The following is a 23,242-nucleotide window of genomic DNA, read 5'->3' as shown; positions in this document are numbered from 1 at the left end:
GCGTAGCCGGGCGGCGCCCGGGGCCGTCACTCCGTCCCACGGAACGGACTGCATGCTGTGCGGGGGGATGTCCGGTTCGGAGCGGTGCCGCGGTTTTGCCGCGCGATCGAGCGAGGGTCGGCATCGACCGATAGTGTTCAGCATTGTCGAACCGAGGTGGAGGAGTACGGCGCGATGGCCAAGAACATCCAGTCGCTGGAGCGGGCGGCGGCGATGCTGCGTCTGCTGGCAGGCGGCGAGCGGCGGCTGGGGCTGTCCGACATCGCCTCTTCACTGGGCCTGGCCAAGGGCACCGCGCACGGCATCCTGCGCACGCTCCAGCACGAGGGCTTCGTCGAGCAGGACGCCGCGTCCGGCCGCTATCAGCTGGGCGCCGAGCTGCTGCGCCTGGGCAACAGCTATCTGGACGTCCACGAGCTGCGGGCCCGCGCGCTGGTCTGGACGGACGACCTGGCCCGCTCCAGCGGCGAGAGCACGCATCTGGGCGTGCTGCACCAGCAGGGCGTCCTCATCGTCCACCACGTGTTCCGCCCCGACGACAGCCGGCAGGTCCTGGAGGTCGGGGCCATGCAGCCGCTGCACTCCACGGCCCTGGGCAAGGTGCTCTCGGCGTACGACCCGGTGGCGCACACCGAGGCCCTGGAGGCCGAGCGGCAGGCCTTCACGCCGCGCACGGTCACCGATCCGGAGGACTTCGAGGCGATGCTCGACCTGATCCGGGCCCGCGGCTGGGCGGCCGACGTGGAGGAGACCTGGGAGGGCGTGGCCGCAGTGGCCGCCCCGATCCACGACCGGCGGCGGATGCCGGTCGGCGCGGTGGCCGTGACCGGTGCAGTGGAGCGGGTCTGCGCGGACGGGGAGCTGCGCCCGGAGCTGATCGCCGCGGTGCGCGACTGCGCCCGCGCGGTCTCCAGGGACCTGGGCGCCGGAAGGTTCTGACCGCCGCGGCGGGCCGGAGCCGGTAACGATCGAGTTATAGGCCACACAACCCTTGACGCCTGATTCACCTGGGGGAAACATTGCCGTTCATCGGTCGGCATTGTCGAACACCTAACGGAAAAGAGCGTTAGGGTGTGACAGCGCCAAGGGCCGGAAAACGCCCTCACATGAGGGCGCGGACCACCGGAGGGACCCGGGGTTCGGCTTCCCTGGACGAAGGACAAAGGAGTCGCGGGTGTCCAGCTCCGACATCTTCATCGGCGAGACCATAGGTACCGCCGTACTCATCCTGCTCGGCGGCGGTGTCTGTGCCGCTGTCACTCTCAAGCGCTCCAAGGCGCAGAACGCCGGCTGGCTGGCCATCACCTTCGGGTGGGGCTTCGCCGTGCTGACCGGCGCGTATCTGGCCGGTGGCGTTTCGGGCGCGCATCTCAATCCGGCGGTCACGATCGGCCTCGCGATCGAGGGCGGCACCAAGTGGAGCGACGTGCCGCTGTACCTCGGCTCCCAGCTGTTCGGCGCGATGATCGGCGCGGTGCTGGTCTGGCTGACGTACTACGGGCAGTTCCGGGCGCATCTCACGGATCCGGAGATCCTGGCCGCCCACTCGGGTGAAGAGGGCATGGTCGACAAGGCTTCCGCCCCGAAGGCGGGCCCGGTCCTGGGCATCTTCTCCACCGGTCCCGAGATCCGGCACGCCGTGCAGAACATGGTCACGGAGATCATCGCCACCGTCGTGCTCGTCCTGGCGATCCTCACCCAGGGCCTCAACAACGACGGCAACGGTCTGGGCACGCTCGGCGCGCTGATCACCGCTCTGGTGGTCGTCGGTATCGGTCTCTCGCTCGGCGGCCCGACGGGCTACGCGATCAACCCGGTTCGCGACCTCGGCCCGCGTATCGTGCACGCGCTGCTGCCGTTGCCGAACAAGGGCGGTTCCGACTGGGGCTACGCGTGGATCCCGGTCGCCGGACCGCTCATCGGCGGCGCGATCGCGGGCGGGCTCTACAACGTCGCCTTCGCCTGAGCCGTGGCGCCCAGAGCCGCAACCCTCACGACCACACAGACTTCCGGGAGCACACCGTGACCGACGCACACACCACCGGCCCGTTCATCGCGGCCATCGACCAGGGCACCACCTCCAGCCGCTGCATCGTCTTCGACAAGGACGGCCGGATCGTCTCCGTCGACCAGAAGGAGCACGAACAGATCTTCCCGAAGCCGGGCTGGGTCGAGCACAACGCGACCGAGATCTGGGAGAACGTCCAGGAGGTCGTGGCCGGCGCCATCGTCAAGGCGGGCATCACCGCCGCCGACGTGAAGGCGATCGGCATCACCAACCAGCGCGAGACCACGCTGCTCTGGGACAAGAACACCGGTGAGCCGGTCCACAACGCCCTCGTCTGGCAGGACACCCGGACGGACGCGCTCTGCAAGGAGCTCGGCCGCAACGTCGGCCAGGACCGCTTCCGCCGCGAGACCGGCCTGCCGCTCGCCTCGTACTTCGCCGGCCCCAAGGTCCGCTGGCTGCTCGACAACGTCGAGGGGCTGCGCGAGCGCGCCGAGCGCGGCGACATCCTCTTCGGCACCATGGACTCCTGGGTCATCTGGAACCTGACCGGCGGCACCGACGGCGGCGTCCACGTCACCGACGTCACCAACGCCTCGCGCACGCTCCTGATGAACCTGCACGAGATGCAGTGGGACGAGCGGATCCTCCAGTCGATGGAGATCCCGGCCGCGGTGCTCCCCGAGATCCGTTCCTCCGCCGAGGTGTACGGGAACGCCAAGGGCGGCGTGCTCGACGGGGTCCCCGTGGCGTCCGCGCTCGGTGACCAGCAGGCGGCCCTCTTCGGCCAGACCTGCTTCTCCGAGGGCGAGGCCAAGTCCACGTACGGCACCGGCACCTTCATGCTGATGAACACCGGTGAGACGCCCGTCAACTCGTACAACGGACTGCTGACGACCGTCGGGTACCGGATCGGCGACCAGAAGCCGGTCTACGCCCTGGAGGGCTCCATCGCCGTCACCGGTTCGCTGGTGCAGTGGATGCGCGACCAGATGGGCCTGATCAAGTCCGCGGCCGAGATCGAGACCCTGGCCTCGTCGGTCGAGGACAACGGCGGCGCGTACTTCGTGCCCGCGTTCTCGGGCCTGTTCGCCCCGTACTGGCGCTCCGACGCCCGCGGCGTCATCGCAGGCCTGACCAGGTATGTCACCAAGGCGCACATCGCCCGTGCCGTCCTGGAGGCCACCGCCTGGCAGACCCGCGAGATCACCGACGCCATGACCAAGGACTCGGGGGTCGAGCTGACCGCCCTCAAGGTCGACGGCGGCATGACCTCCAACAACCTGCTGATGCAGACGCTCGCCGACTTCCTGGACGCACCCGTGGTGCGGCCGATGGTCGCCGAGACGACCTGCCTCGGCGCCGCCTACGCCGCCGGTCTCGCCGTCGGCTTCTGGCCGGACACCGACGCGCTGCGCGCCAACTGGCGCCGGGCCGCCGAGTGGACCCCCCGCATGGACGCGGACACCCGCGACCGCGAGTACAAGAGCTGGCTCAAGGCCGTGGAACGGACCATGGGCTGGATCGAAGACGAGGAGTAATCGACATGACCACCCTGCAGAGCGTCCCGGCCCTCGGGACCCACCCGGCCTCCGGCTCCCTCCCGAGCCGTGCCGAGACCAGGGAGCAGCTGTCCAAGGCGGCGTACGACCTCCTGGTGATCGGTGGCGGCATCCTAGGCATCTCCACCGCCTGGCACGCCGCGCAGTCCGGGCTGCGGGTGGCCCTGGTGGACGCCGGCGACTTCGCCGGCGCCACCTCCTCCGCCTCGTCCAAGCTGCTCCACGGCGGTCTGCGCTACCTGCAGACCGGCGCGGTGAAGCTGGTGGCGGAGAACCACTTCGAGCGGCGCGCGGTGTCCCGTCAGGTCGCCCCGCACCTCGCCAATCCGCTCACCTTCTACCTGCCGGTCTACAAGGGCGGGCCGCACGGCGCGGCCAAGCTCGGCGCGGGCGTGTTCGCGTACTCGGCGCTCTCCGCGTTCGGTGACGGGGTCGGGCATGTCATCAGCCCGGCGAAGGCGCAGCGCGACGTGCCCGAGCTGCGTACGGACAACCTGAAGGCCGTCGCGGTCTACGGCGACGACCAGATGAACGATGCCCGGATGGCGCTGATGACCGTCCGCGCGGCCGTCGAGGCGGGTGCGGTCGTCCTCAACCACGCGGCGGTGACCGGGCTGCGGTTCACCAAGGGACGGGTGACGGGCGCCGACCTGGAGGACCGCACGGACGGCACGGAGTTCGGCGTCGACGCCAGGCTCGTGCTGAACGCCACCGGACCGTGGGTCGACCACCTGCGCAGGATGGAGAACCCGGACGCGGCGCCCTCCATACGCCTGTCCAAGGGCGCACACCTCGTGCTGAAGCGCACCCGCCCGTGGAAGGCCGCGCTGGCCACCCCGATCGACAAGTACCGCATCACCTTCGCCCTGCCGTGGGAGGACATGCTGCTCCTCGGCACGACGGACGAGGAGTACGAGGGCGATCCCGCGGACGTCGCGGTCAACGAGAAGGACACCGCGCAGATCCTCGACGAGGCGGCGTTCTCCATCCGGGACCAGCAGCTGTCGCGCGATCTGATCACCTACTCCTTCGCCGGTCTGCGGGTGCTGCCCGGCGGCCCCGGCGACACGTCCAAGGCCAAGCGCGAGACGGTCGTGACGGAGGGCCGCGGCGGGATGCTGTCGGTCGCGGGCGGCAAGTGGACGACGTTCCGCCACATCGGCCGTACGGTGATGAACAAGCTGGCCGCACTCCCCGGGCACCCGCTCGCCGAGGACATGGAGCCGATCGCGCACCTGCCGAAGAAGCTCCCGCTGCCCGGCATCGCCAACCCGAACGCGGTGGCGCACCGGCTGATGGTCGACGGCGGCACGCCCGGCCCGCGGATGGCGGCCGACACCGCCCGGCACCTCGCCACGCACTACGGCTCGCTCTCCTTCGACATCGCGCGGATGGCGAACGAGAACCCGGCGCTGGCCGAGCGCATCCACCCGGACGCGCCGGAGATCTGGGCGCAGGTCGCCTACGCCCGTGACCACGAGTGGGCCGAGACGGCGGACGATGTGCTGCGCCGCCGGACGACGCTGACGATCCGGGGCCTGGCGACGGACGAGATCCGGGCCGGCGTCGAGTCCATGCTCGGCAACCGGGGCTGACCCGTCCCGAGGCACGGCGAGGGGCGGCTCCCGCGCGGGAGCCGCCCCTCGGCGCATGCCGGGGACACCGCGGGGACCGGCGAACGCGCCATACGGCCGCCACACGGGTGCAATACGGCGCGGGGACAGTTGAGCCATGAAGTTCTCCGTGCTCTCCCTCATCGGCCACGCCCCGCACCCGCTCGACCACCGATTCCCCTCCCCCGCCGAGCGGTTCGAGGAAGTGATCGGGACCGGCGTCGTCGCGGAACGGCTGGGTTTCGACGCGTACGCGATCGGCGAACGGCATGCCGGTCCCTTCCTCTCGTCCAGCCCGAGCGTGGTGCTCGGCGCGCTGGCGGCCCGTACCTCCACCATCCGGCTGCTGACCGGCGTCACGGTCGTCGCGATTCTCGATCCCGTGCGGGTGGCCGAGGACTTCGCGACGCTCGACCAGATCTCCCGGGGCCGGATCGAGCTCGTCGTCGGCAAGGGCGCGGAGGCCGGTCACTTCGACCTCTTCGGGCTCGACGAGGAGCGGCAGTGGGACCTCCAGCGGGAGAAGTACGAGCTGCTGCGGCGGCTCTGGCGCGAGGAGGGCATCGACTGGGAGGGCGAGTTCCGGCCCGCGCTGAAGAACGCCACGACCCTGCCGCGCCCGTACGCGGGGCCGCCGCGCGTCTGGCACGGCTCGGCGACCAGTCTCGACTCCCCCGAACTGGCGGCGCGCCACGGCGATCCGCTGTTCACCGCCAACGCCGTCCAGCCCCGTGCGGCGTACGCCCGGCTGATCGACCACTACCGGGAGCGCTTCGAGGCGTACGGCCACGATCCGGCCCGCGCGCATGTGGCCGCGGGGTCGGGCGGGCTGCTGATCGCCGACAGTTCGCAGCAGGCCGTGGAGCGCTACAAGGAGCTGTACGAGGCGAAGGTGGCTCAGTCCTTCCGGCCGCATCTGGAGGGCAGGGCCGGCTACAACACACCGTTCCGGACGATCGAGGAGGCCATCGCGGACGGGCCCCAGCTGATCGGCAGCCCGCAGCAGATCATCGACAAGATCCTCGGCTGGCACGAGGTGTACGGGCACGACCTCCAGTCGGTCGGTGTGGACGGTTTCGGGCTGGGCCGGGACGAGCAGGCCGAGACCCTCCAGCGGTTCGCGGAGGAGATCGCTCCGGTGGTACGGCGCGAGGCACCGTCCGCGCTCTGGGACTGACCCCGACGGGCGTCCGGCAGCCCGCACCCGGGGCGACCTGCGGCAGACCTGGTTCATCCGACTCCTCCGACCCGCATAATGAAGGGATACATCGGATGTCTGATTCCAGTCCGGATCCAGGAGGACCGTCATGGCTGTCACCGACGAGGCGATCGAGAAGATCAAGGGAATGATCGTCTCGGGTGCTCTGCGCCCCGGCGACCGGCTCCCCAAGGAGAGCGAACTCGCGGCGGAGCTCGGGCTCTCCCGCAACTCGCTCCGCGAGGCGGTACGGGCCCTTTCGCTGATCCGCATCCTCGATGTCCGCCAGGGCGACGGCACGTATGTGACCAGCCTCGATCCACAGCTGCTCCTGGAGGCGCTCAGCTTCGTGGTGGACTTCCACCGCGACGACACGGTGCTGGAGTTCCTCGCGGTCCGCAGGATCCTGGAGCCCGCCGCGACGGCGATGGCCGCCACCCGGATCAGTGAGGCCCAACTGGACGTGCTCAGCTCGCAGTTGGACGCGCTGGGGGCGCAGCCCTCGGTGGAGGAACTGGTCGCCTGCGATCTGGAGTTCCACCGCGGCATCGTGCAGTCGTCCGGGAACTCGGTGCTCTGTTCGCTGCTCGACGGGCTGTCGGGGCCGACGACCCGGGCGCGGGTCTGGCGCGGGCTGACGCAGGAGGACGCGGTCAGCCGCACGCTCCATGAGCACCGGGCCATCGTGTCGGCACTGCGGGACCGGGACGCGGAGGCCGCGCGGGCCTGGGCGACGGTGCACGTGGCGAGCGTGGAGCAGTGGTTGCGGTCGACGCTGTAGCACGGTCCGGGGCGGGCCCGGGGCTCCGCCCCGGACCCCGGTCCTCGAACGCCGGACGGGCTGGTTCCGCCCCGTCCGGCGTTCGGGAAGCGGGCCTCAGTCCTGCTTCTCGCCGCTCGCGAAGCGGGAGATGACCAGGGCGACGATGATGATCGCGCCGTTGAGGAACTGGTTCCACAGCGCCGGGACACCGCCGAGGGTCATCACATTGACCACCAGCTGGAGCGTCAGCACACCGGTCAGCGCGCCGAACAGGGTGCCCCGGCCGCCCTTGAGGCTGATGCCTCCGATGACCGCGGCGGCGAACACCTGGAAGATCCAGCCGTTGCCCTGGGTGGCCGCGACCGATCCGTAGTGGCCGGTGTAGAGGATGCCCGCGAAGGCCGCCAGCAGTCCGCCGATGGCCAGCACGATCCAGGTGACCCGGTCCACCCGGATGCCCGCGGCGCGCGCCGCTTCCGGGTTGCCGCCGATGGCGTACAGCGAGCGTCCGTGGCGCAGCCAGGCCAGCGCGGCGCCGCCGACGGCGAACAGGGCCAGGCAGATCCAGACGGCGGCCGGTGCGCCGAGCCACTCGCTCTTGCCGAGGTAGCGGAAGGACTCCGGGACGTCGGTGATGGACTTGCCCTCGGTGATCCCGATGTGGAGGCCGCGCAGCATGGTGAGCATGCCGAGCGTGGCGATGAAGCCGTTGACCCTCAGTTTCAGCATCAGGAAGCCGTTGACCGCGCCGATCGCCAGGCCCACCAGCAGACAGAGCGGGATCGCCGACCAGGTGGGCAGCAGGCCCAGGCCCGCGAAGCGGCCGCCCTCGGCGGGCAGGACCAGCCACATCGCGACGACCGGCGCGATGCCGATCGTCGACTCCAGGGACAGGTCCATCCGTCCGCAGATCAGGATCAGCGCCTGGCCCAGCACCAGCAGGCTGAGCTCGGAGGACTGCTGGACGACGCTGATCAGGTTCTCGGAGGTCAGGAACACCGGCGAGACGATGAACCCGATCACCATCAGCACCAGGATCACCGGTACCAGGGAGAAGTCGCTCCATCTGATCAGCTTCAGCCGGTCCAGCGGCCGTTCGCCGGTCGAGGATCCCTTCGGCCCGCCATCGATGCCGTCGGCCGCCAGGGGCTGTACCGTGCCGGTCATTCCCTCTCCCCCACACCTTCCATGGCGGCGACGAGCTCCCCGTCGTTCCACCCGCTTGCGAATGTCGCGACCACGCGGCCGTGGAACAGGGCGAGCACCCGGTCGCAGACCCGCAGATCGTCCAGCTCGTCCGAGATGATCACTGCGGCATTCCCCTCGTCGGCGACCCGTCGCACGACTCCGAGCAGCGAGTCCTTGGACTTGACGTCCACGCCCGCGGTGGGCCGGACCGCCACCAGCACGCTCGGCTCGCGGGCCAGTGCGCGGGCGACCACCACCTTCTGCTGGTTGCCGCCGGAGAGCCCGGAGACGGGCTGCTCGGGCCCCTGCGTCTTGATGTCCAGCGAGGCGATCATCGAGCGCGCGAACTCCCTGGTACGGGAGGGCAGTACGGTCCCCCACGGGCCGAGCTGGTCGGTGACCGTGAGCGTGGCGTTCTCGGCGACGCTGCGTTCCAGGACGAGGCCCTGGTCATGCCGGTCCTCGGGGATGTAGCCGATCCCGGCGTCCAGCGCGTGCGGCACACTGCCGGAGCGCACGGCCCTGCCGTGCACGCGGACCGTGCCGCCGCCCGCCTTCCGCATGCCGGCCAGGGTCTCGCCCAGGGCCGTGTTGCCGCTGGCCGCGGAGCCGGCGAGGCCGAGCACCTCGCCGGGGCTGACCTCCAGGTCCAGTGGTTCGAACTGGCCCTGGACGGTGAGTCCTTCGGTACGCAGCACGGGGGCGGCCGACTCGTCCCGTGCCGCGGCACCGCCGCCGCCCGCGTGCCAGGCGGTGGCACCGGCGGACTGCTCGCCGGTCATCGCCGCCACCAGCTCCGCCTTGGCGATGTCGGCGACCGGGGCGGTCAGCACATGGCGGGCGTCGCGGTAGACGGTGACCGCCGTGCACAGCTCGTACACCTCCTGCAGATGGTGGGAGATGAAGAGGAACGCCACTCCCTGGCTCTGCAGTTCCCGCAGCTTGTCGAAGAGCCGCCCGATGCCCCGGGCGTCGAGCTGGGCGGTCGGTTCGTCCAGGATGATCAGCCGGGCGCCGAAGGACAGCGCCCTGGCGATCTCGACGAACTGCCGCTGCTCGACGGCGAGATCGCGCGCCCGGGTGCTGGGGTCGACCTGGACGCCGTAGTCGGCCAGCAGCTGCTGCGCACGCCTGCGGAGCCTGCCCCAGCCGATCCAGGGGGCGTTGTCGTCGAAGCGGTTGAGGAAGAGGTTCTCCGCGACGGTGAGGTCCGGGACGACCATGGACTTCTGGTAGACGCAGGCGACCTTGGACTGCCAGGCCGTGGTGTCGCCGAAGGCGGGCGCGGGCTCCCCACCGAAGGTGACCGTGCCCGCGTCCGCCTTGTGGAGCCCGGTCAGGACGCTGACCAGCGTCGACTTGCCCGCGCCGTTGCGCCCGACCAGGGCGTGGGACTCACCCGGCTGCACGGTGAGCCGGACCCCGTCGAGCGCCACGGTGGGCCCGAAGCGTTTGACAACGCCTTCCGCCTGTACGGCAGGTGGTGCCTGGTCCATGGCTAGCTCTTCTTCTCCAGCTGGTTGGCCCACAGCTTCGGGTCGTCGACGTTGTCCTTGGTCACCAGCGGCGCGGGCAGCTGGTCCTCGAAGCCGTTCGGGATCTTGATGATGTTCGAGTCGTGGTCGGTGGGACCTTCCTTGAAGGTCTTGCCGTCCAGGGCCGCCTTGGCGTAGTACAGCGCGTACTTCGCGTACAGGTCGGCCGGCTGGGAGATCGTCGCGTCGATCTTCCCGGCCTTGATCGCGTCGAACTCCTCCGGGATGCCGTCGTTGGAGATGATCGTGATGTGCCCCGGCGTACCGGCCGGCTTCAGCAGCTTCTTCTGCTCCAGGAGGGCGAGGGTGGGCTGCAGGAAGACACCGCCGGCCTGCATGTAGATGCCGTTGATGTCGGGGTTGGCGGCCAGGGTGGCCTGGAGCTTGGCGGAGGCGACGTCGCCCTTCCAGTCGGTGGCCAGCTCGAAGACCTTGATGCCGGGGAAGTCCTTGTCCATGCAGGCCTTGAACGCCTCGGACCGGTCACGGCCGTTGATCGAGGAGAGGTCGCCCTGGAACTCGACGACCTTGCCCTTGCCCTTGAGCTGCTCGCCGAGGTACTTGCAGGCGTTGGCCCCGTACGCCTTGTTGTCGGCGCGCACCACCATGTAGATGTTGCCCTTGTCGGGGCGGGTGTCGACGCTGACGACCGGGATCTTCTTCTCGTTCAGCGTGTTGAGCGACTCGGTGATCGCGCCGGTGTCCTGCGGTGCCATCACGACGGCCTTGGCGCCCTGGTCGGTGAAGGTCTGGACGTTGGCGACCAGCTTGCCGATGTCGTTCTGCGAGTTGGTCAGCGGCAGCGCCTTGACCTCGCCCGCCTTGACGCCCTTCTCCACGTAGTTCTGGTACGAGTTCCAGAAGTCGCTGTCGCTGCGCGGCAGGTCGATCCCGACCTTCCCGCCGCCCGTGCCGTCGGCGGTGGACTCGCGGTTGCAGCCCGCGAGGGCAGTGACGGCCAGCAGTACGGCGCAGGCCGCCGCACTCGTCGTACGCACTCTCATTGGTGTCCCGTCCTTTGTGAGTACCGGCTCGGAGCTCTGTCGGCAAAGCGGAGGTGCATGGTGCGCGGGGGTGCGGCCCGGTGACGCGGCTCGGGCCCGGGTCAGCTCTCGGCGGGGCGCAGGCGCAGCCCCTGCATGCCGCCGTCGACGGCCAGGGCCGTACCGGTGACCGAGGCGGCGGCGGGGCTCGCGAGGTAGACGATCGCGGCGGCCACCTCGTCGGCCGACACCAGGCGTCCCAGCGGCTGGCGGGCGTTGAGCGCGGCCCGCTCGGCGGCCGGGTCGTCGGCCCGGCCGAGGAGCCGGCCGATCCACGGGGTGTCCGCGGTGCCGGGGTTGACGCAGTTGACCCGGATCCCCTCACGGACGTGGTCGGCGGCCATCGCCAGGGTCAGCGAGAGGACCGCTCCCTTGCTCGCGCTGTACAGGGCGCGCTGCGGCAGCCCGGCGGTCGCCGCGATGGAGCAGGTCTGGGTGATCGACACGGCGCCGGGGCGGGCGGCCGCGGCGCGCCGCAGATGGGGCAGGGCGTGCCGGGCGGTGCGGACCATGCCGAGGACGTTGATGTCCAGGACCCGGGTCCACTCGTCGTCGGCGTTGTCCTCGACCGTGCCGATGGAGCCGATGCCCGCGTTGGACACGACGGTGTGCAGCGTGCCCAGTTCGGCGGCGGCGCGGTCGACCGCCTCGCGCACGGCGTCGTCGTCGGTGACGTCCGCCTTGACGGCGAGGGCGCCCGCGGGAGCGCCGGCGGTCTCCCGGTCCAGTACGGCCACCCGCGCGCCGCGGGCCAGCAGCATGGTCGCGACGGCTGCCCCGATGCCGGAGGCGCCGCCCGTGACCAGGGCGCCCATTCCCTCGAAGTCGCTCGTTGTGGTCATCGGTGGGCCTCCTCGGCGCGGCGGGCCTGCCATACGGCGCCCTGCGGGTAGCGGTGTGCGGCGATCGACTCGGGGAGCATCCGGGCGGAGAAGCCCGGGGAGCTCGGCGCGGTGTAGCGGCCGGACTCGATCACGGTGGGGTCGGCGAAGTGCTCGTGGAGATGGTCGACGTACTCGATCACGCGGTTGTCCCAACTGCCGGAGACCGCCACGTAGTCGAACATGGAGAGGTGCTGCACCAGCTCGCAGAGTCCTACCCCGCCCGCGTGCGGGCAGACCGGCACGCCGTACTTCGCGGCGAGCAGCAGGATCGCCAGGTTCTCGTTGACGCCCGCGACGCGTGCCGCGTCGATCTGGACGAAGTCGACGGCTCCGGCCTGGAGCAGCTGCTTGAACACGACGCGGTTGGCGACGTGTTCGCCGGTGGCGACCTTGACCGGCTGGCCGGCCCGGACGGCGGCGTGGCCGAGGATGTCGTCGGGACTGGTCGGTTCCTCGATCCAGTGCGGGTCGTACGGCGCGAGCGCGGTCATCCACTCGACCGCGTCCGAGACGTCCCAGCGCTGGTTGGCGTCGACGGCGATCCGGATGTCGGGCCCGACCGCGTCGCGGGCCAGGGCGAGCCTGCGGACGTCGTCGCGGAGGTTGCCGCCGACCTTCAGCTTGATCTGGGTGAAGCCGTCGGCGACGGCCTCCTTCGCCAGCCTGACCAGCTTGTCGTCGCTGTAGCCCAGCCAGCCGGGCGAGGTGGTGTACGCCGGGTACCCCTCGGCGCGCAGCCGTTCGGCGCGCTCGGCCCGGCCCGGTTCGGCGGCCCGCAGGATCGCCAGGGCCTCCTCGGGGGTGAGGGCGTCGCTGAGGTAGCGGAAGTCGACGAGGGAGACGAGTTCCTCGGGCGTCATCCCGGCGAGGAACTCCCAGACGGGTCTGCCCGCCAGCTTGGCCGCCAGGTCCCAGGCGGCGTTGACGACCGCGCCGGCCGCCATGTGCATCACGCCCTTCTCCGGGCCGAGCCAGCGCAGTTGCGAGTCATGGGTGAGCTCACGGTGCAGTGCGGCGAGGTCGGCCGCGGTGCGGGGCGCCGGACGCCCCACCAGGTAGGGGCGCAGCGCTTCGATGGCGGCGGCCATCACCTCGTTGCCGCGCCCGATGGTGAAACAGAAGCCATGTCCCTCGATGCCGCCGCTGCCGCTGTCCGGGCCGTCCGTGCGGTCGGGGACATCGGTACGCAGTACGACGTAGGCAGCCGAGTAGTCGGGATCGGGGTTCATGGCGTCCGAGCCGTCCAGTTGTTCCGAGGTCGGAAAACGGATGTCGTGGACCTCGAAATCCGTGACGGTCTGACTCATGTGCGCCCCCAGGGGAATAACATCGGACCTCTGTTCTGGTCATCCGATGTATAGCGCCACCAGGGCGCCAGCGTCCAGGGATTGATCGAAATTGACCGGACACAGCTCGGATGTATCCGGAGTCCGACGCCTTGATTCGACCGGTGGTGCACCCTCGTGGACCAGGTTCACCCGGCTGTGTACGGAGGCTGCGGCAGGAGTGGCTGGAAGCCGTAAGGTTGATGGGTACACAAGGGAACTTCGGAAGGAGGCCTGGGTGATCGAGCTCGAGGGGGTTCCCGAGCTGATCGACCCGGTCATGGTGGCCGCGTTCGAGGGATGGAACGACGCAGGGGACGCCGCCTCCACGGCGGTCGCGCACCTGGACCGGGAGTGGAAGGGCGAGGTGTTCGCGGCGCTGGACGCCGAGGACTACTACGACTTCCAGGTCAACCGGCCGACGGTGTGGCTGGACGGCGGGGTGCGCAAGATCACCTGGCCGACCACCAGACTCTCCGTGGTCCGCGTCGGCGGGGACAAGCCCCGCGATCTCGTCCTGGTCCGCGGTATCGAACCATCCATGCGCTGGCGCTCGTTCTGCAACGAGATCCTTGGCTTCGCCCATGAGCTGGGTGTGGAGATGGTGGTGGTCCTGGGCGCCCTGCTCGGCGACACCCCGCACACCCGCCCGGTTCCGGTCAGCGGAGTCACCTCCGATCCGGACCTGGCGCGGACCATGGACCTGGAGGAGACCAGGTACGAGGGGCCGACGGGCATCGTCGGCATCCTCCAGGAGGCCTGCACGCACGCGGGCGTGCCCGCGGTGAGCCTGTGGGCGGCGGTGCCGCACTATGTGTCGCAGCCGCCCAACCCGAAGGCCACGCTCGCGCTGCTGAACCGCCTGGAGGACCTGATCGGTCTGCGCATCCCGCTGGGCGAACTACCCGAGGACGCGCGCGCCTGGCAGCTCGGCGTCGACCAACTGGCCGCCGAGGACAGCGAGGTGGCCGAGTACGTGCAGACGCTGGAGGAGGCCCGGGACACCGCCGAGCTTCCCGAGGCGAGCGGCGAGGCCATCGCCCGGGAGTTCGAGCGCTATCTGCGCCGCAGGGACATCGGTCCGGGCCAGGCGCCGGGCGGGCACGCGACGGAGAGCGGCGACGCCTCGTATCTGCGCGACACCTCCAGCGGCCGGACCCGTCCGCCCAAGCCGGCCCGTCCCGAGACCGGCGGCGACACCGGGCCCGGCGCGCCGCCCGCGGGCGGACCCGGTCGGCAGCCACCGGCCGACCGGGAGGGCGGCGACAGCGGTGACGGCGACGGCCCGCAGGATTCGTCGGAGGAATCCCCGGAGGACTGACGGGACCGGTGGAGCGCCGGGCGGGTACGTCACCGCCCGGCGCTCCCGTGCTGTCCGGGACATTCAGGAGCAGCTGAACCGGGCCGCGGCCCAGTCCCCGTGGTCACCGGTCCTGGAACCGTTGGTGTCCGTGACCTTCAGGTGCACATGCCGCGCACCGTCGAGCTTCACGTCGACCGGCAGGGTCGCCGAAGCCCCGGTCACCTTCGGGGAGGTCCACAGCACCTTGCCGTCCGCCTCGACGGAGAAGGCCACCTCGCCGTAGCCGTTGATCTCGTCGTCGATCCCCGCGTCGGCGGTGAACGCGGTGCAGCGCCCGCCGAGATAGACCTCGATGTCGGAGTCGGCATGGGTGCCGATCCCCTTCTCGTACGTCTTCCCGGCGAGGGTCAGCGGGTGCCCGTCGCTCGCGCCCGACTCGCCGTTGCTGCGGTCCCGTTCGGCCGGTCCGTAGCCGTTGGTGGACTTCAGCCACACCAGATCGCTCGCCCAGGCCTCGCCGGTGGGCGGCGGTGGCATGACTCCGGCCGCGAACCGCTGCGTGGCGGTCCGGGACTCACCGGCCGACCGGTAGCGGACGAGTGCGGTGATCCGTGCCTCGCCCGCCGCGGCGTCCTTCGCGGGGGTGACGGACACCTCGACCCGACGGGTGGTGCCCGCCGGGATCCGGTCCACCTTCACGGTCCGTGCGACCTGCCAGCCCTCGGGGACGTCCAGACCGACCTCGGCGCCGGTCACATCGGCCCTGCCCGCGGTGACATCGACGGCGACGGTGCCCGCGGCCCCGGCGCCGACCTCCTGCCCGGACGGCGCGGAGACCACGGCGCCCGCCGCGGCGTGCCGGCCGCCGACCGCGCTGGTGTCCTTCAGCCTCACGGAGAACTTCTTGCCGGTGGACAGCGGCGCGGTCTTGATCTTCACGACACCGCCGCGGTCGTCCCGGTCGTACCACCAGCCCTGCTTCGCGGCCTTGAACGCGGCGGCGGAGGCCAGCCGGGGCAGCTTCCCGCCGAGCTCGACCGCGCTCGGGGCGGAGCCGGTGTGCACGGTGAACTCGTACGGGCGCTCGCTCTGCTTGCCCGTGAACTTCCCCTCGCTCGCGCCGATCCGCACGGTCACGTCGCCCGCGCCCCGGACCGGTGCGTCCACGTCGGCCCGCTGGGTGGCGTACTTGCCGTCGCGGTGCTGCCGGGTGACGCCGTCGTCCTCGTACAATGTGAAGGACGACCTGCCCTGCGGGTAGACGTCCCAGGCGAGCGGGGAGCCGACAGTGCGGTCCTTGTACGAGCGGATGCCGGGCCACATCGGCACACTGGCACCGCCCTTGACGAACAGCGGCAGGGTGTCGAGCGGGGCGCTGTAGTCGTCGAGGGTGACCGGACCCTCGTACGTCCGCCCGCTCCAGTAGTCGGTCCAGGTGCCCTTCGGCAGATAGATGCCGTCGCGCTCGGTGCTGTCCTGGTAGACCGGTGCGACGAGGAAGTCCTCGCCGGACATGAACTCGTACTTCGCGGCGTCCGTCGCCGCCTTCGGGTCGTCCGGGTATTCGAGGACGAGCGGACGGACCATGCCGACGCCGGTCTTGGTCGCCTCGTGCGCGTAGGAGTACTGGTAGGGCAGCAGCGACTCCTTGAGCTTGAGGTAGTCGCGGTTGATGGTGGTGTACGGCTCTCCGTACCGGTAGGGCTGCTTGTCGCTGGCCGCCCAGCCGTCCATCGTCATCGTGGTCCCCAGGAACATCTTCCACTGGAGGTCACGGGTGTAGGTCTTGGCGCTGCCGCCGAAGATGCCGTCGACGTCGCCCGTGGTGTAGGCGAGGCCGGACATCGTGGCGCCCGCGTAGGTCGGGATCTGCCAGCGGATGTAGTCCCACGTGCCGTACTGGTCGCCGGACCACTGCACGCCGCAGCGCTGCGCGCCCGACCAGCTTTCGGGGGCGTAGGTGAAGCCGCGGGCGTCGCTGTTGTCCTCGATGCCCTTGTACGCGTCCTTGCAGCCGTCCAGGGCGAACTTGTAGCCGGCCCCGATCCAGGCGACGTCCAGCTTGGCGACCCGCTGACCGGCCTTGACCTGGTCGGCGATCCTGTCGATGCCGTCCTGGGTCCACAGACCGAGCTGCATGTCCCGGTCCTGGAGGCCCTTGGCGGTCTCGGCGAGGTCCTCGTGACCGCAGCCGTAGCCGTCGTTGACGAGCATCCAGCCGTTCGGCATGTCGTGCTCCAGGTAGCCGTCGGCGACCTTGAGCGCGTCCAGGGTGTGGCGTTCACCGCGGTTGGCGTTGTGGAGGTAGCAGTCGGCGTCGCCGATCTCCATTCCGTACACGGGCGGCAGGAAGGGCTTGCCGGTGAGCTTCGTGTACTGCCCGATGACCTTCTTGGCGCTGTCGCCCGCGAAGTAGTAGGCGTCGAAGCGCTTCTCCTCGGCGCTGGTGGTCACCGGGTCGGTGAAGGCATAGGTGTTCGGCGCGTAGGTGTTGCGGAAGACGCCGTAGCCGGCCGAGGAGAGGTAGAACGGCACCGAGTTGGGGTGGCCGCCGTCGTCCCAGTTGTAGTCGACGCCCACCTCGACGGTCTTGTCGCGGTGCGAGGTGTTGCCCCGGCCGTTCTGCATGCCGGCGCCGTAGAACTGCTCGTCCGCGCCACGGGCCAGGGTCTGGGTGGTCTTCTCGCCGTTCCAGCTCAGTCCCTTGGCCTCGGACCAGACCTGGCTTCCGTCGGCCCGGTACAGGGCGAAACGCAGGGGCGACTTGTAGGCGCGCAGGGTGAAACTGGCGGTGGAGAGCTCGTAGCGGTCGCTCCGCTCCTTCCACCGGGTGTGCGGCGGGGTGCCCTGCGGCAGGACGATGTCGTCGCCGGCCGGGTCCGAGAACGTGCCGTCCGGGGCGAGTTCGATACGGAAGGTCTCGGCGGAGACGAAGCTGACCCGCGCCTCGGCGGTGCCGGCCTTCAGGTGGTAGACGGATCCGTCGGCGGAGAATCCGGTGAGGTCACCGACCGTGGTGTCCGGTTCGGCGGCGCCGGCCTCGGCCGCGCCGGGGCCCGCGAGGACGGCGAGCAGCCCGAACAAGGCTGCAACTGCCGCCGCTCTGATGCGCGTTGATGTTTGCATAGAGCGCTTTTAGCGCAACACCGAGCACTTGACCATGGACAAAACGGAACCGGCCCTGAACTTCGTCGAGAAGTCCAAGGCCGGTTCGTTCCGAACGTCCGGTGGAAATCGGCGGGTTGTCACCCTGCGCGGTGTTACAGGGCGACACCCAGCAGCGCGTCGACGGTGCGCGAGACGAGGCCGGGCGCGCCCTCGTCCGTACCGCCGTCGGCGTTCTGGCGCTCGGCCCAGCGGTCCACGGCGGCCAGCGCGGCCGGCGCGTCCAGATCGTCGGCGAGGGCCTCGCGGACCTCCTCGACCAGGGCCTCGGCGGGCAGTCCGTCGGGCCGGGAGACGGCGGACCGCCACCGCGCGAGCCGCTCCACCGCGTCGGCGAGCACCTGGTCCGTCCACTCCCAGTCGGACCGGTAGTGGTGCGACAGCAGCGCCAGGCGGATCGCCGCCGGGTCCACGCCGTCATGGCGCAGCTTCGAGACGAAGACCAGATTGCCCCGGGACTTGGACATCTTCTCGCCGTCCAGGGCGACCATTCCGGCGTGCACATAGGCCTGGGCGAAGGGGTATTCGCCGGTCAGCACCTGGGCGTGCGAGGCGCCCATCTCGTGGTGCGGGAAGGCGAGGTCGGACCCGCCTCCCTGGACGTCGAAGCCCATGCCGAGGTGGTCCAGGGCGATGGCGACGCACTCGATGTGCCAGCCGGGCCGGCCGGGGCCGAGGGAGGCGCCGTCCCAACTCGGCTCGCCCTCACGGGCGGCCATCCAGAGCATCGGGTCGAGGGGGTTCTTCTTGCCGGGGCGCTCCGGGTCGCCGCCGCGCTCGGCGGAGAGCAGCCGCATCGCCTCGGCGTCGAGGTTGGAGACGCCGCCGAAGTGCGGGTCGGTCTCGACGGAGAAGTACACGTCGCCGTCGAGCTCGTAGGCGGCACCGGCGTCGCGGAGCCGTTCCACCAGCGGAACGATGCCGGGTATGGCCTCCACGGCGCCGATGTAGTGCTTCGGCGGAAGCATGCGCAGGGCAGTCATGTCCTCGCGGAACAGGGCCGTCTCGCGCTCGGCGAGCTCGGTCCAGTCCTGACCGTCGCGCACGGCCCGCTCCAGGAGCGGGTCGTCCACGTCGGTCACGTTCTGGACGTAGTGAACCTGCCGCTTGGTGTCGAGCCACACGCGCTGAACGAGGTCGAACGCGTTGTAGGTCGCCGCATGACCCATGTGGGTCGCGTCGTACGGCGTGATGCCGCAGACATAGATGCGGGCGACGGGACCGGGGTCAAGGGTGATCCGTCCGCCGGTCGCGGTGTCGTGGATCCGAAGGTCGCGGCCCTTGCCAGGCAGGGCGGGGACCTCAGAAGCGGGCCAGGCATGCATGCCACGAGCGTAACCGGATGCATGTTCCGGATACGAACCGGATGCCGGATCTTGGCCGAAGAGGCGGTCTTGCGCCGCGTGGCCCCATCTGCTTCGGGGCGCAGGGCCGGCACCCCGGACCGCGCCCCCGGGGCCGGCACGGCAGGCCACGGGCACCGCGTAACCCTGCTCGGCTCAGACCGGCGGCCAGGGGATCGACGGCCACTCCCCGCTCGGCTCCGGGTGCCGTCCCGTCTCCCTCAGCCCCGCCACACGGCCCCGCAACGCCTCGATCTCGACCTCGGTGATCAGCTCGCCCAGCCGGGTGACGAGCGGGGTGCCCGGCGCGAGTTCCGCCCCCAGCCGCTCGACGACCTCGACGGCCTCCGCCGTCAGCGGCTCCCCCGCCCACCCCCAGAGCAGCGTGCGCAGCTTGTCGTCCGCGTTGAAGGTCACACCGTGGTCGATGCCGTACAGCCGGCCGCCGGGCGCGGGCAGCAGATGGCCGCCCTTGCGGTCCCCGTTGTTGATCACGGCGTCGAGGACGGCCAGCCGCCGCAGCCGCGCGTCGTCCGCGTGGACCAGCAGGGCCGTCCGCCCCTCGCCGACCTCGGCACGGGCGACGGCCTTCCAGCCCTCCCCGGGCTCCTGGTCCTCGACGAGCGCGAGCAGCGGGGGCTCGCCCGCCGCACCGGCCTCGCCGTCCTCGGGCGCCGCGTCGATCCACAGCTGGCACATGCCCTCGCCGTACGGACCGTCCCGCAGCACGGTGGGCGGCACGAGGCCCCATCCGGTCACCTCGGATATCTCGTACGCGGCCACCTCGCGCCCGGCGAGCGTGCCGTCCGGGAAGTCCCACAGGGGCTGTTCGCCGGCCACCGGCTTGTAGACGCAGGTCGCCTCCTCGCCGTCGCGCGCGACCGTGCAGTACAACACCGCGTTGGACGCCCCGCGGATCTGCCCGAGGACGGTGAGCTCCCCCTCGGCGAGCAGGGCGACCGGGTCGGTGCCGGTCAGGCTCCGCGACGGTATCCGTTCTGGCGCGGGCATACGTGTCCTTCCGGATCGAGCGGCAGGCTGCACAGCGGGCACGGCGGACGTCCGGCGTTCACCACGTCCAGGGCTCGCTTGGCGAAGGCCCGTGCCTGCGCGCCGCTGAGCCGGACCCGGAGCATCGGCGGACCGTTCTCCTCGTCCTGGAGCAACCGCTCCTCGGCCTCGGCGAGGTCCTCGTCGGAGTCCACGTCCAGCTCGACCAGCGCCTGCGCCTCGACGATCATGCGCTGTTCCTCGCCGTCCCAGGCGAGCGCCATCGTGCCGACCCGGAACTCCTCCTCGACGGGGACGTCCAGGGGCGCGGTGTCGGTGACGTCCATCGGTGCGACGGCGGGCACCGGGGAGTTTCCGCCGGTCCGCCGCACCACTTCGTCGAGCAGTTCGTCGATCCGCTCGGCGAGCGCGGCCACCTGGGTCTTCTCCAGGGCCACGCTGGTGACACGTCCGCCTGAGGATGCCTGCAGGAAGAACGTACGGCGTCCAGGCAATCCGACCGTACCGGCCACGAAACGGTCCGGGGGGTCGTAGAGGAACACCTGACGGGACACGTCCTGTCTCCCTTGAGATCGACGGTGGATGAGGGGCGGCCGGGGCCGCGGGAGGTTCCCCCGGGGCAAGGCGCCTACGGAGCGTCCACCCTACTGCGCGAAGCGATCACGGCGCCCCAGCGCCGCCCCCGACAGCCGCGTCCGCGTCCCGACCCGGGCGCGCGCCCGGGTCGGCCCCGCCGGGGTGCTCGCGCGGTGCCAGCGACGCGAGGTCCCCGGTGTCGCCGAGCCGCAGCAGGAAGGGCCGCAGCCTGGTGTAGCGGATCGCGGTGACCGAGCAGGGGTCGGCGTGGATCCGCTGGAAGAGGTCGAGATGCATGCCGAGCGCGTCGGCGACGAGGGCCTTGATGATGTCGCCGTGCGAGCACATCACGTAGACGGCGTCGTCGCCGTGCCCGGCCTCGATACGGGCGTTCCAGTCCCGTACCGCGTCGACGGCGCGCGCCTGCATGCCGCGCATCGACTCGCCGCCGGGGAACGCCGCGGCGGACGGGTGCTGCTGCACGACGCCCATCAGCGGTTCGTCGGCGAGCTCCGCGAGTTTGCGCCCCGACCAGTCACCGTAGTCGCACTCGCTGATCCGCTCCTCGGTGTGCAGTTCCAACTCCGGCCGGGCGGCGAGGAGCGGCCGCAGGGTCTCCCGGCAGCGCTGCAGCGGGCTGCTGACGGCTGCGGCCAGGGGCAGCCCGGCGAGCCGTCCGGGCAGTGCCGCGGCCTGTTCGGCACCGCGCTCGTCGAGCGCGACACCGGGGGTGCGGCCCGCGAGCACCCCGGCCGTGTTGGCGGTGGAGCGTCCGTGGCGTACGAGGATCAGGGTGGGCATACGGGCCAGCGTAGGCCGCCGACGAGGGTGAGGTGCGCCGGGGAGCGCGGCAGGGAAGAATGCGCGCCGTGATCGTGGACTGTGCCATCTACCGGGACGGGCGCCGCACCGACGGCCCCGCCGACTTCTCCGACGCCCTCGACGAGGCACGGGCCACCGGGGACGCGTTCCTCTGGATCGGGCTGCACGAGCCGACGGAGAAGGAGTTCGCGCTCGTCAGCAGCGAGTTCGGGCTGCATCCCCTGGCGGTGGAGGACGCCCTGAGCGCGCACCAGCGGCCCAAGCTGGAGGTGTACGACGACTCGCTCTTCGCCGTCATCAAACCGGTGGTGTACGAGCAGACCAGCGACACGGTCACCACCGACGAACTGATGGCCTTCATAGGCGATTCGTTCGTCGTGACGGTCCGGCACGGGGAGGGCGCGCCCCTCGCCGCGGTACGTCGCCGGCTGGAGGCCGAGCCGGAGGTACTCAAGCACGGGCCGACGGCGGTGCTGTACGCGATCAGCGACGCCGTCGTCGACCACTACATCGAGGTGGCGGGCGAGCTCCAGGTCGACCTGGAGGAGTTGGAGACCGAGGTGTTCGCGCCGACCGGCGTCGGCGACACCAAGAGCACCGCGGCCCGCATCTACACCTTCAAGCGGCAGATCCTGGAGTTCCGCCGGGCCACCGGTCCGCTGAGCGCCCCCATGGCCCGGCTGGCGGGCGCGGACGTGCCGTTCGTCCACGAACACTCGCAGCCGTTCTTCCGCGACGTCAGCGACCATCTGACGCGCGCCAACGAGTACGTGGAGGGGCTGGACCGGCTGCTCTCCGACATCCTCTCGGCCCATCTGGCCCAGGTGGGCGTGCGGCAGAACGACGACATGCGCAAGATCTCGGCCTGGGCGGCGATGGCCGCCGTGCCGACCATGGTGGCGGGGGTCTACGGCATGAACTTCGATCACATGCCGGAGCTCCGCTGGGTGTGGTCCTATCCGGTGGTGATCGCGCTGATGGCCGTCGTGGTCTTCGCGCTGTACCGGCAGTTCAAGCGCCGCGGCTGGCTCTGACGGACGGGCCGGCGCCCCGCCCGGTTCAGGCGGACCCGGGCTCCGGCACCGCGGGACCGCCCAGCGCGTCGCGCCGCTCGGGCTGCGCCAGGCTCACCATGCGCCGCCATCCCACCAGCCGTTCGTACGCGTAGACGCCGTGGATCCCGGCGGCCAGCACCGCCGATCTGGCCCGGGGCCAGCCCAGGATGCGGCCCATGTGGTCCATCACGGCGAGGCTGACGTCGCGGTACACCCGGATCTCGGCGAGCGCGCACTCGCGCAGGGTGCGCTGGATGGTGCGGCCGTGTCCGGCGCGGGCGAAGCGGAGCAGTTCCTCGTGGCAGTACGCCAGGTGGTTGTCCTCGTCGTTCGAGATCATTATCACGGCGCGGCCGAGGTCTGGGTGGTCGGCGAAGTGCTTGCACAGCAGGGCCATCTGCTCGGAGGCGCGCTGCTCGGTGACCCGGCTGTGGGCGAGGTAGGTGATGATGTCGCGCTCGGAGAGCCGTTCCTCGCCCCGCAACTGCTCATGGGCGAGGCCGATGCCGTGCTTCTCCAGCAGCATCGTGTAGTCGGTCTCGTGCGGGATCTCCGCCGGCCGGAGCCCGCGCTTGCGCAGCAGCGCGTCGAAGATCCTGCCGTGCTTGTCCTCGTCGGCGCCGTGCCGTGCGATCTTGGGCGCCAGCGCGCGTTGGCTCTCGGGCACCAGGGCCGCGATGCGGCCGTTCTCCCAGCCGCCCTGGGACTCCCCGCCGGCCGCGATGGAACAGAACAGCCGGAACGACTCGTCGTCGTCGAGAATCTCCAGGAACAGGTTCCTTGCCGAGAGCATCACTGCCACCTCCGTGCGCGTCCGCCGAGCGACAGTCAAGTGCGGCACACCCACC

At 70.8% G+C, this 23,242-nt stretch carries 19 protein-coding genes; 8 read left to right on the top strand and 11 right to left on the bottom strand.

What is annotated here, in order from left to right:
- Positions 1–174: 174 nt before the first annotated feature.
- The 6 genes from OG611_RS19260 (at position 175) to OG611_RS19235 (ending at position 7,162) form a co-directional block, all read left to right on the top strand.
- A complete protein-coding gene (locus OG611_RS19260; RefSeq protein WP_266421604.1) occupies positions 175–939 on the top strand; it encodes an IclR family transcriptional regulator in 765 nt (254 codons plus the stop codon).
- 235 nt (positions 940–1,174) lie between these two features.
- The gene (locus tag OG611_RS19255; RefSeq protein ID WP_266421602.1) at positions 1,175–1,966 is read left to right on the top strand and encodes an MIP/aquaporin family protein; all 792 of its coding nucleotides are present in this window, start codon (positions 1,175–1,177) and stop codon (positions 1,964–1,966) included.
- A 56-nt stretch (positions 1,967–2,022) separates the two neighbouring features.
- Complete coding sequence (gene glpK / locus OG611_RS19250; protein WP_266421599.1) at positions 2,023–3,549, top strand: glycerol kinase GlpK; 1,527 nt, start codon at positions 2,023–2,025, stop codon at positions 3,547–3,549.
- Between the two features lie 5 nt (positions 3,550–3,554).
- Positions 3,555–5,165 (top strand): glycerol-3-phosphate dehydrogenase/oxidase, encoded by a 1,611-nt coding sequence (locus OG611_RS19245; RefSeq protein ID WP_266421596.1) that lies wholly within the window; start codon positions 3,555–3,557, stop codon positions 5,163–5,165.
- 136 nt (positions 5,166–5,301) lie between these two features.
- Entirely contained in the window at positions 5,302–6,360 is a 1,059-nt protein-coding gene (locus tag OG611_RS19240; protein ID WP_266421595.1) for an LLM class flavin-dependent oxidoreductase, read from the top strand.
- A 130-nt stretch (positions 6,361–6,490) separates the two neighbouring features.
- Positions 6,491–7,162, top strand: coding sequence for a FadR/GntR family transcriptional regulator (locus OG611_RS19235; RefSeq protein WP_037700470.1), 672 nt, complete (start codon positions 6,491–6,493; stop codon positions 7,160–7,162).
- Between the two features lie 96 nt (positions 7,163–7,258).
- Here the strand turns inward: OG611_RS19235 and OG611_RS19230 are convergent, their stop codons facing one another.
- The 5 genes from OG611_RS19230 to OG611_RS19210 all read right to left on the bottom strand — a co-directional run bounded on the left by OG611_RS19230 (position 7,259) and on the right by OG611_RS19210 (position 13,101).
- Positions 7,259–8,311 carry an ABC transporter permease gene (locus OG611_RS19230; RefSeq protein ID WP_266421590.1) on the bottom strand — a complete coding sequence of 351 codons (1,053 nt, stop codon included), beginning with the start codon at positions 8,309–8,311 and terminating at the stop codon, positions 7,259–7,261.
- Positions 8,308–9,828, bottom strand: a complete 1,521-nt coding sequence (locus OG611_RS19225; protein WP_266421588.1) for a sugar ABC transporter ATP-binding protein — start codon at positions 9,826–9,828, stop codon at positions 8,308–8,310. Before OG611_RS19225 ends, OG611_RS19230 begins: the two co-directional genes overlap by 4 nt.
- 2 nt (positions 9,829–9,830) lie before the next feature.
- Positions 9,831–10,871 carry a sugar ABC transporter substrate-binding protein gene (locus tag OG611_RS19220; RefSeq protein ID WP_266421585.1) on the bottom strand — a complete coding sequence of 347 codons (1,041 nt, stop codon included), beginning with the start codon at positions 10,869–10,871 and terminating at the stop codon, positions 9,831–9,833.
- Between the two features lie 101 nt (positions 10,872–10,972).
- Complete coding sequence (locus OG611_RS19215; protein WP_266421582.1) at positions 10,973–11,752, bottom strand: SDR family NAD(P)-dependent oxidoreductase; 780 nt, start codon at positions 11,750–11,752, stop codon at positions 10,973–10,975.
- The gene (locus OG611_RS19210) at positions 11,749–13,101 is read right to left on the bottom strand and encodes an L-fuconate dehydratase (protein WP_266421578.1); all 1,353 of its coding nucleotides are present in this window, start codon (positions 13,099–13,101) and stop codon (positions 11,749–11,751) included. The genes OG611_RS19215 and OG611_RS19210 overlap by 4 nt, the downstream gene beginning before the upstream one ends.
- 256 nt (positions 13,102–13,357) lie before the next feature.
- Here OG611_RS19210 and OG611_RS19205 point away from each other — a divergent pair, with 256 nt between their 5' ends.
- Positions 13,358–14,440 carry a PAC2 family protein gene (locus tag OG611_RS19205; protein WP_266421575.1) on the top strand — a complete coding sequence of 361 codons (1,083 nt, stop codon included), beginning with the start codon at positions 13,358–13,360 and terminating at the stop codon, positions 14,438–14,440.
- A 63-nt stretch (positions 14,441–14,503) separates the two neighbouring features.
- Here the strand turns inward: OG611_RS19205 and OG611_RS19200 are convergent, their stop codons facing one another.
- From OG611_RS19200 to OG611_RS19180, 5 genes are all read right to left on the bottom strand, one after another.
- Positions 14,504–17,548 carry an NPCBM/NEW2 domain-containing protein gene (locus OG611_RS19200; protein ID WP_266421572.1) on the bottom strand — a complete coding sequence of 1,015 codons (3,045 nt, stop codon included), beginning with the start codon at positions 17,546–17,548 and terminating at the stop codon, positions 14,504–14,506.
- A 134-nt stretch (positions 17,549–17,682) separates the two neighbouring features.
- A complete protein-coding gene (gene mshC / locus OG611_RS19195; protein WP_266421569.1) occupies positions 17,683–18,912 on the bottom strand; it encodes a cysteine--1-D-myo-inosityl 2-amino-2-deoxy-alpha-D-glucopyranoside ligase in 1,230 nt (409 codons plus the stop codon).
- A 174-nt stretch (positions 18,913–19,086) separates the two neighbouring features.
- Positions 19,087–19,941: an SCO1664 family protein gene (locus OG611_RS19190; protein WP_266421566.1), complete on the bottom strand. Its 855-nt coding sequence runs from the start codon at positions 19,939–19,941 to the stop codon at positions 19,087–19,089.
- Entirely contained in the window at positions 19,905–20,495 is a 591-nt protein-coding gene (locus OG611_RS19185; protein ID WP_072484378.1) for a DUF3090 domain-containing protein, read from the bottom strand. The genes OG611_RS19190 and OG611_RS19185 overlap by 37 nt, the downstream gene beginning before the upstream one ends.
- Positions 20,496–20,601: 106 nt before the next feature.
- Entirely contained in the window at positions 20,602–21,318 is a 717-nt protein-coding gene (locus tag OG611_RS19180) for a histidine phosphatase family protein (RefSeq protein WP_266421564.1), read from the bottom strand.
- 59 nt (positions 21,319–21,377) lie between these two features.
- On the opposite strand from OG611_RS19180, the gene corA reads away from it, so the two are divergent.
- Positions 21,378–22,373, top strand: a complete 996-nt coding sequence (gene corA, locus OG611_RS19175; RefSeq protein WP_266421562.1) for a magnesium/cobalt transporter CorA — start codon at positions 21,378–21,380, stop codon at positions 22,371–22,373.
- Between the two features lie 25 nt (positions 22,374–22,398).
- Here the strand turns inward: corA and OG611_RS19170 are convergent, their stop codons facing one another.
- Entirely contained in the window at positions 22,399–23,187 is a 789-nt protein-coding gene (locus tag OG611_RS19170; protein ID WP_266421560.1) for a ferritin-like domain-containing protein, read from the bottom strand.
- Positions 23,188–23,242 lie beyond the last annotated feature (55 nt).

The organism is Streptomyces sp. NBC_01363 (assembly GCF_026340595.1).
Taxonomy (GTDB): domain Bacteria; phylum Actinomycetota; class Actinomycetes; order Streptomycetales; family Streptomycetaceae; genus Streptomyces.
Note: the sequence above shows the minus strand (reverse complement) of the source record. Positions and strands in the feature narration are given on the sequence as shown.

Coding starts and splice junctions, on each gene's coding strand:
- OG611_RS19245 (WP_266421596.1), top strand. CDS start 3,555: ATGACCACCCTGCAGAGCGTCCCGGCCCTCGGGACCCACCCGGCCTCC.
- OG611_RS19230 (WP_266421590.1), bottom strand. CDS start 8,311: ATGACCGGCACGGTACAGCCCCTGGCGGCCGACGGCATCGATGGCGGG.
- mshC (WP_266421569.1), bottom strand. CDS start 18,912: ATGCATGCCTGGCCCGCTTCTGAGGTCCCCGCCCTGCCTGGCAAGGGC.
- OG611_RS19215 (WP_266421582.1), bottom strand. CDS start 11,752: ATGACCACAACGAGCGACTTCGAGGGAATGGGCGCCCTGGTCACGGGC.
- OG611_RS19180 (WP_266421564.1), bottom strand. CDS start 21,318: ATGCCCACCCTGATCCTCGTACGCCACGGACGCTCCACCGCCAACACG.
- OG611_RS19190 (WP_266421566.1), bottom strand. CDS start 19,941: ATGCCCGCGCCAGAACGGATACCGTCGCGGAGCCTGACCGGCACCGAC.
- OG611_RS19235 (WP_037700470.1), top strand. CDS start 6,491: ATGGCTGTCACCGACGAGGCGATCGAGAAGATCAAGGGAATGATCGTC.
- corA (WP_266421562.1), top strand. CDS start 21,378: ATGCGCGCCGTGATCGTGGACTGTGCCATCTACCGGGACGGGCGCCGC.
- OG611_RS19220 (WP_266421585.1), bottom strand. CDS start 10,871: ATGAGAGTGCGTACGACGAGTGCGGCGGCCTGCGCCGTACTGCTGGCC.
- OG611_RS19210 (WP_266421578.1), bottom strand. CDS start 13,101: ATGAGTCAGACCGTCACGGATTTCGAGGTCCACGACATCCGTTTTCCG.
- OG611_RS19200 (WP_266421572.1), bottom strand. CDS start 17,548: ATGCAAACATCAACGCGCATCAGAGCGGCGGCAGTTGCAGCCTTGTTC.
- OG611_RS19170 (WP_266421560.1), bottom strand. CDS start 23,187: ATGCTCTCGGCAAGGAACCTGTTCCTGGAGATTCTCGACGACGACGAG.
- OG611_RS19260 (WP_266421604.1), top strand. CDS start 175: ATGGCCAAGAACATCCAGTCGCTGGAGCGGGCGGCGGCGATGCTGCGT.
- OG611_RS19240 (WP_266421595.1), top strand. CDS start 5,302: ATGAAGTTCTCCGTGCTCTCCCTCATCGGCCACGCCCCGCACCCGCTC.
- OG611_RS19225 (WP_266421588.1), bottom strand. CDS start 9,828: ATGGACCAGGCACCACCTGCCGTACAGGCGGAAGGCGTTGTCAAACGC.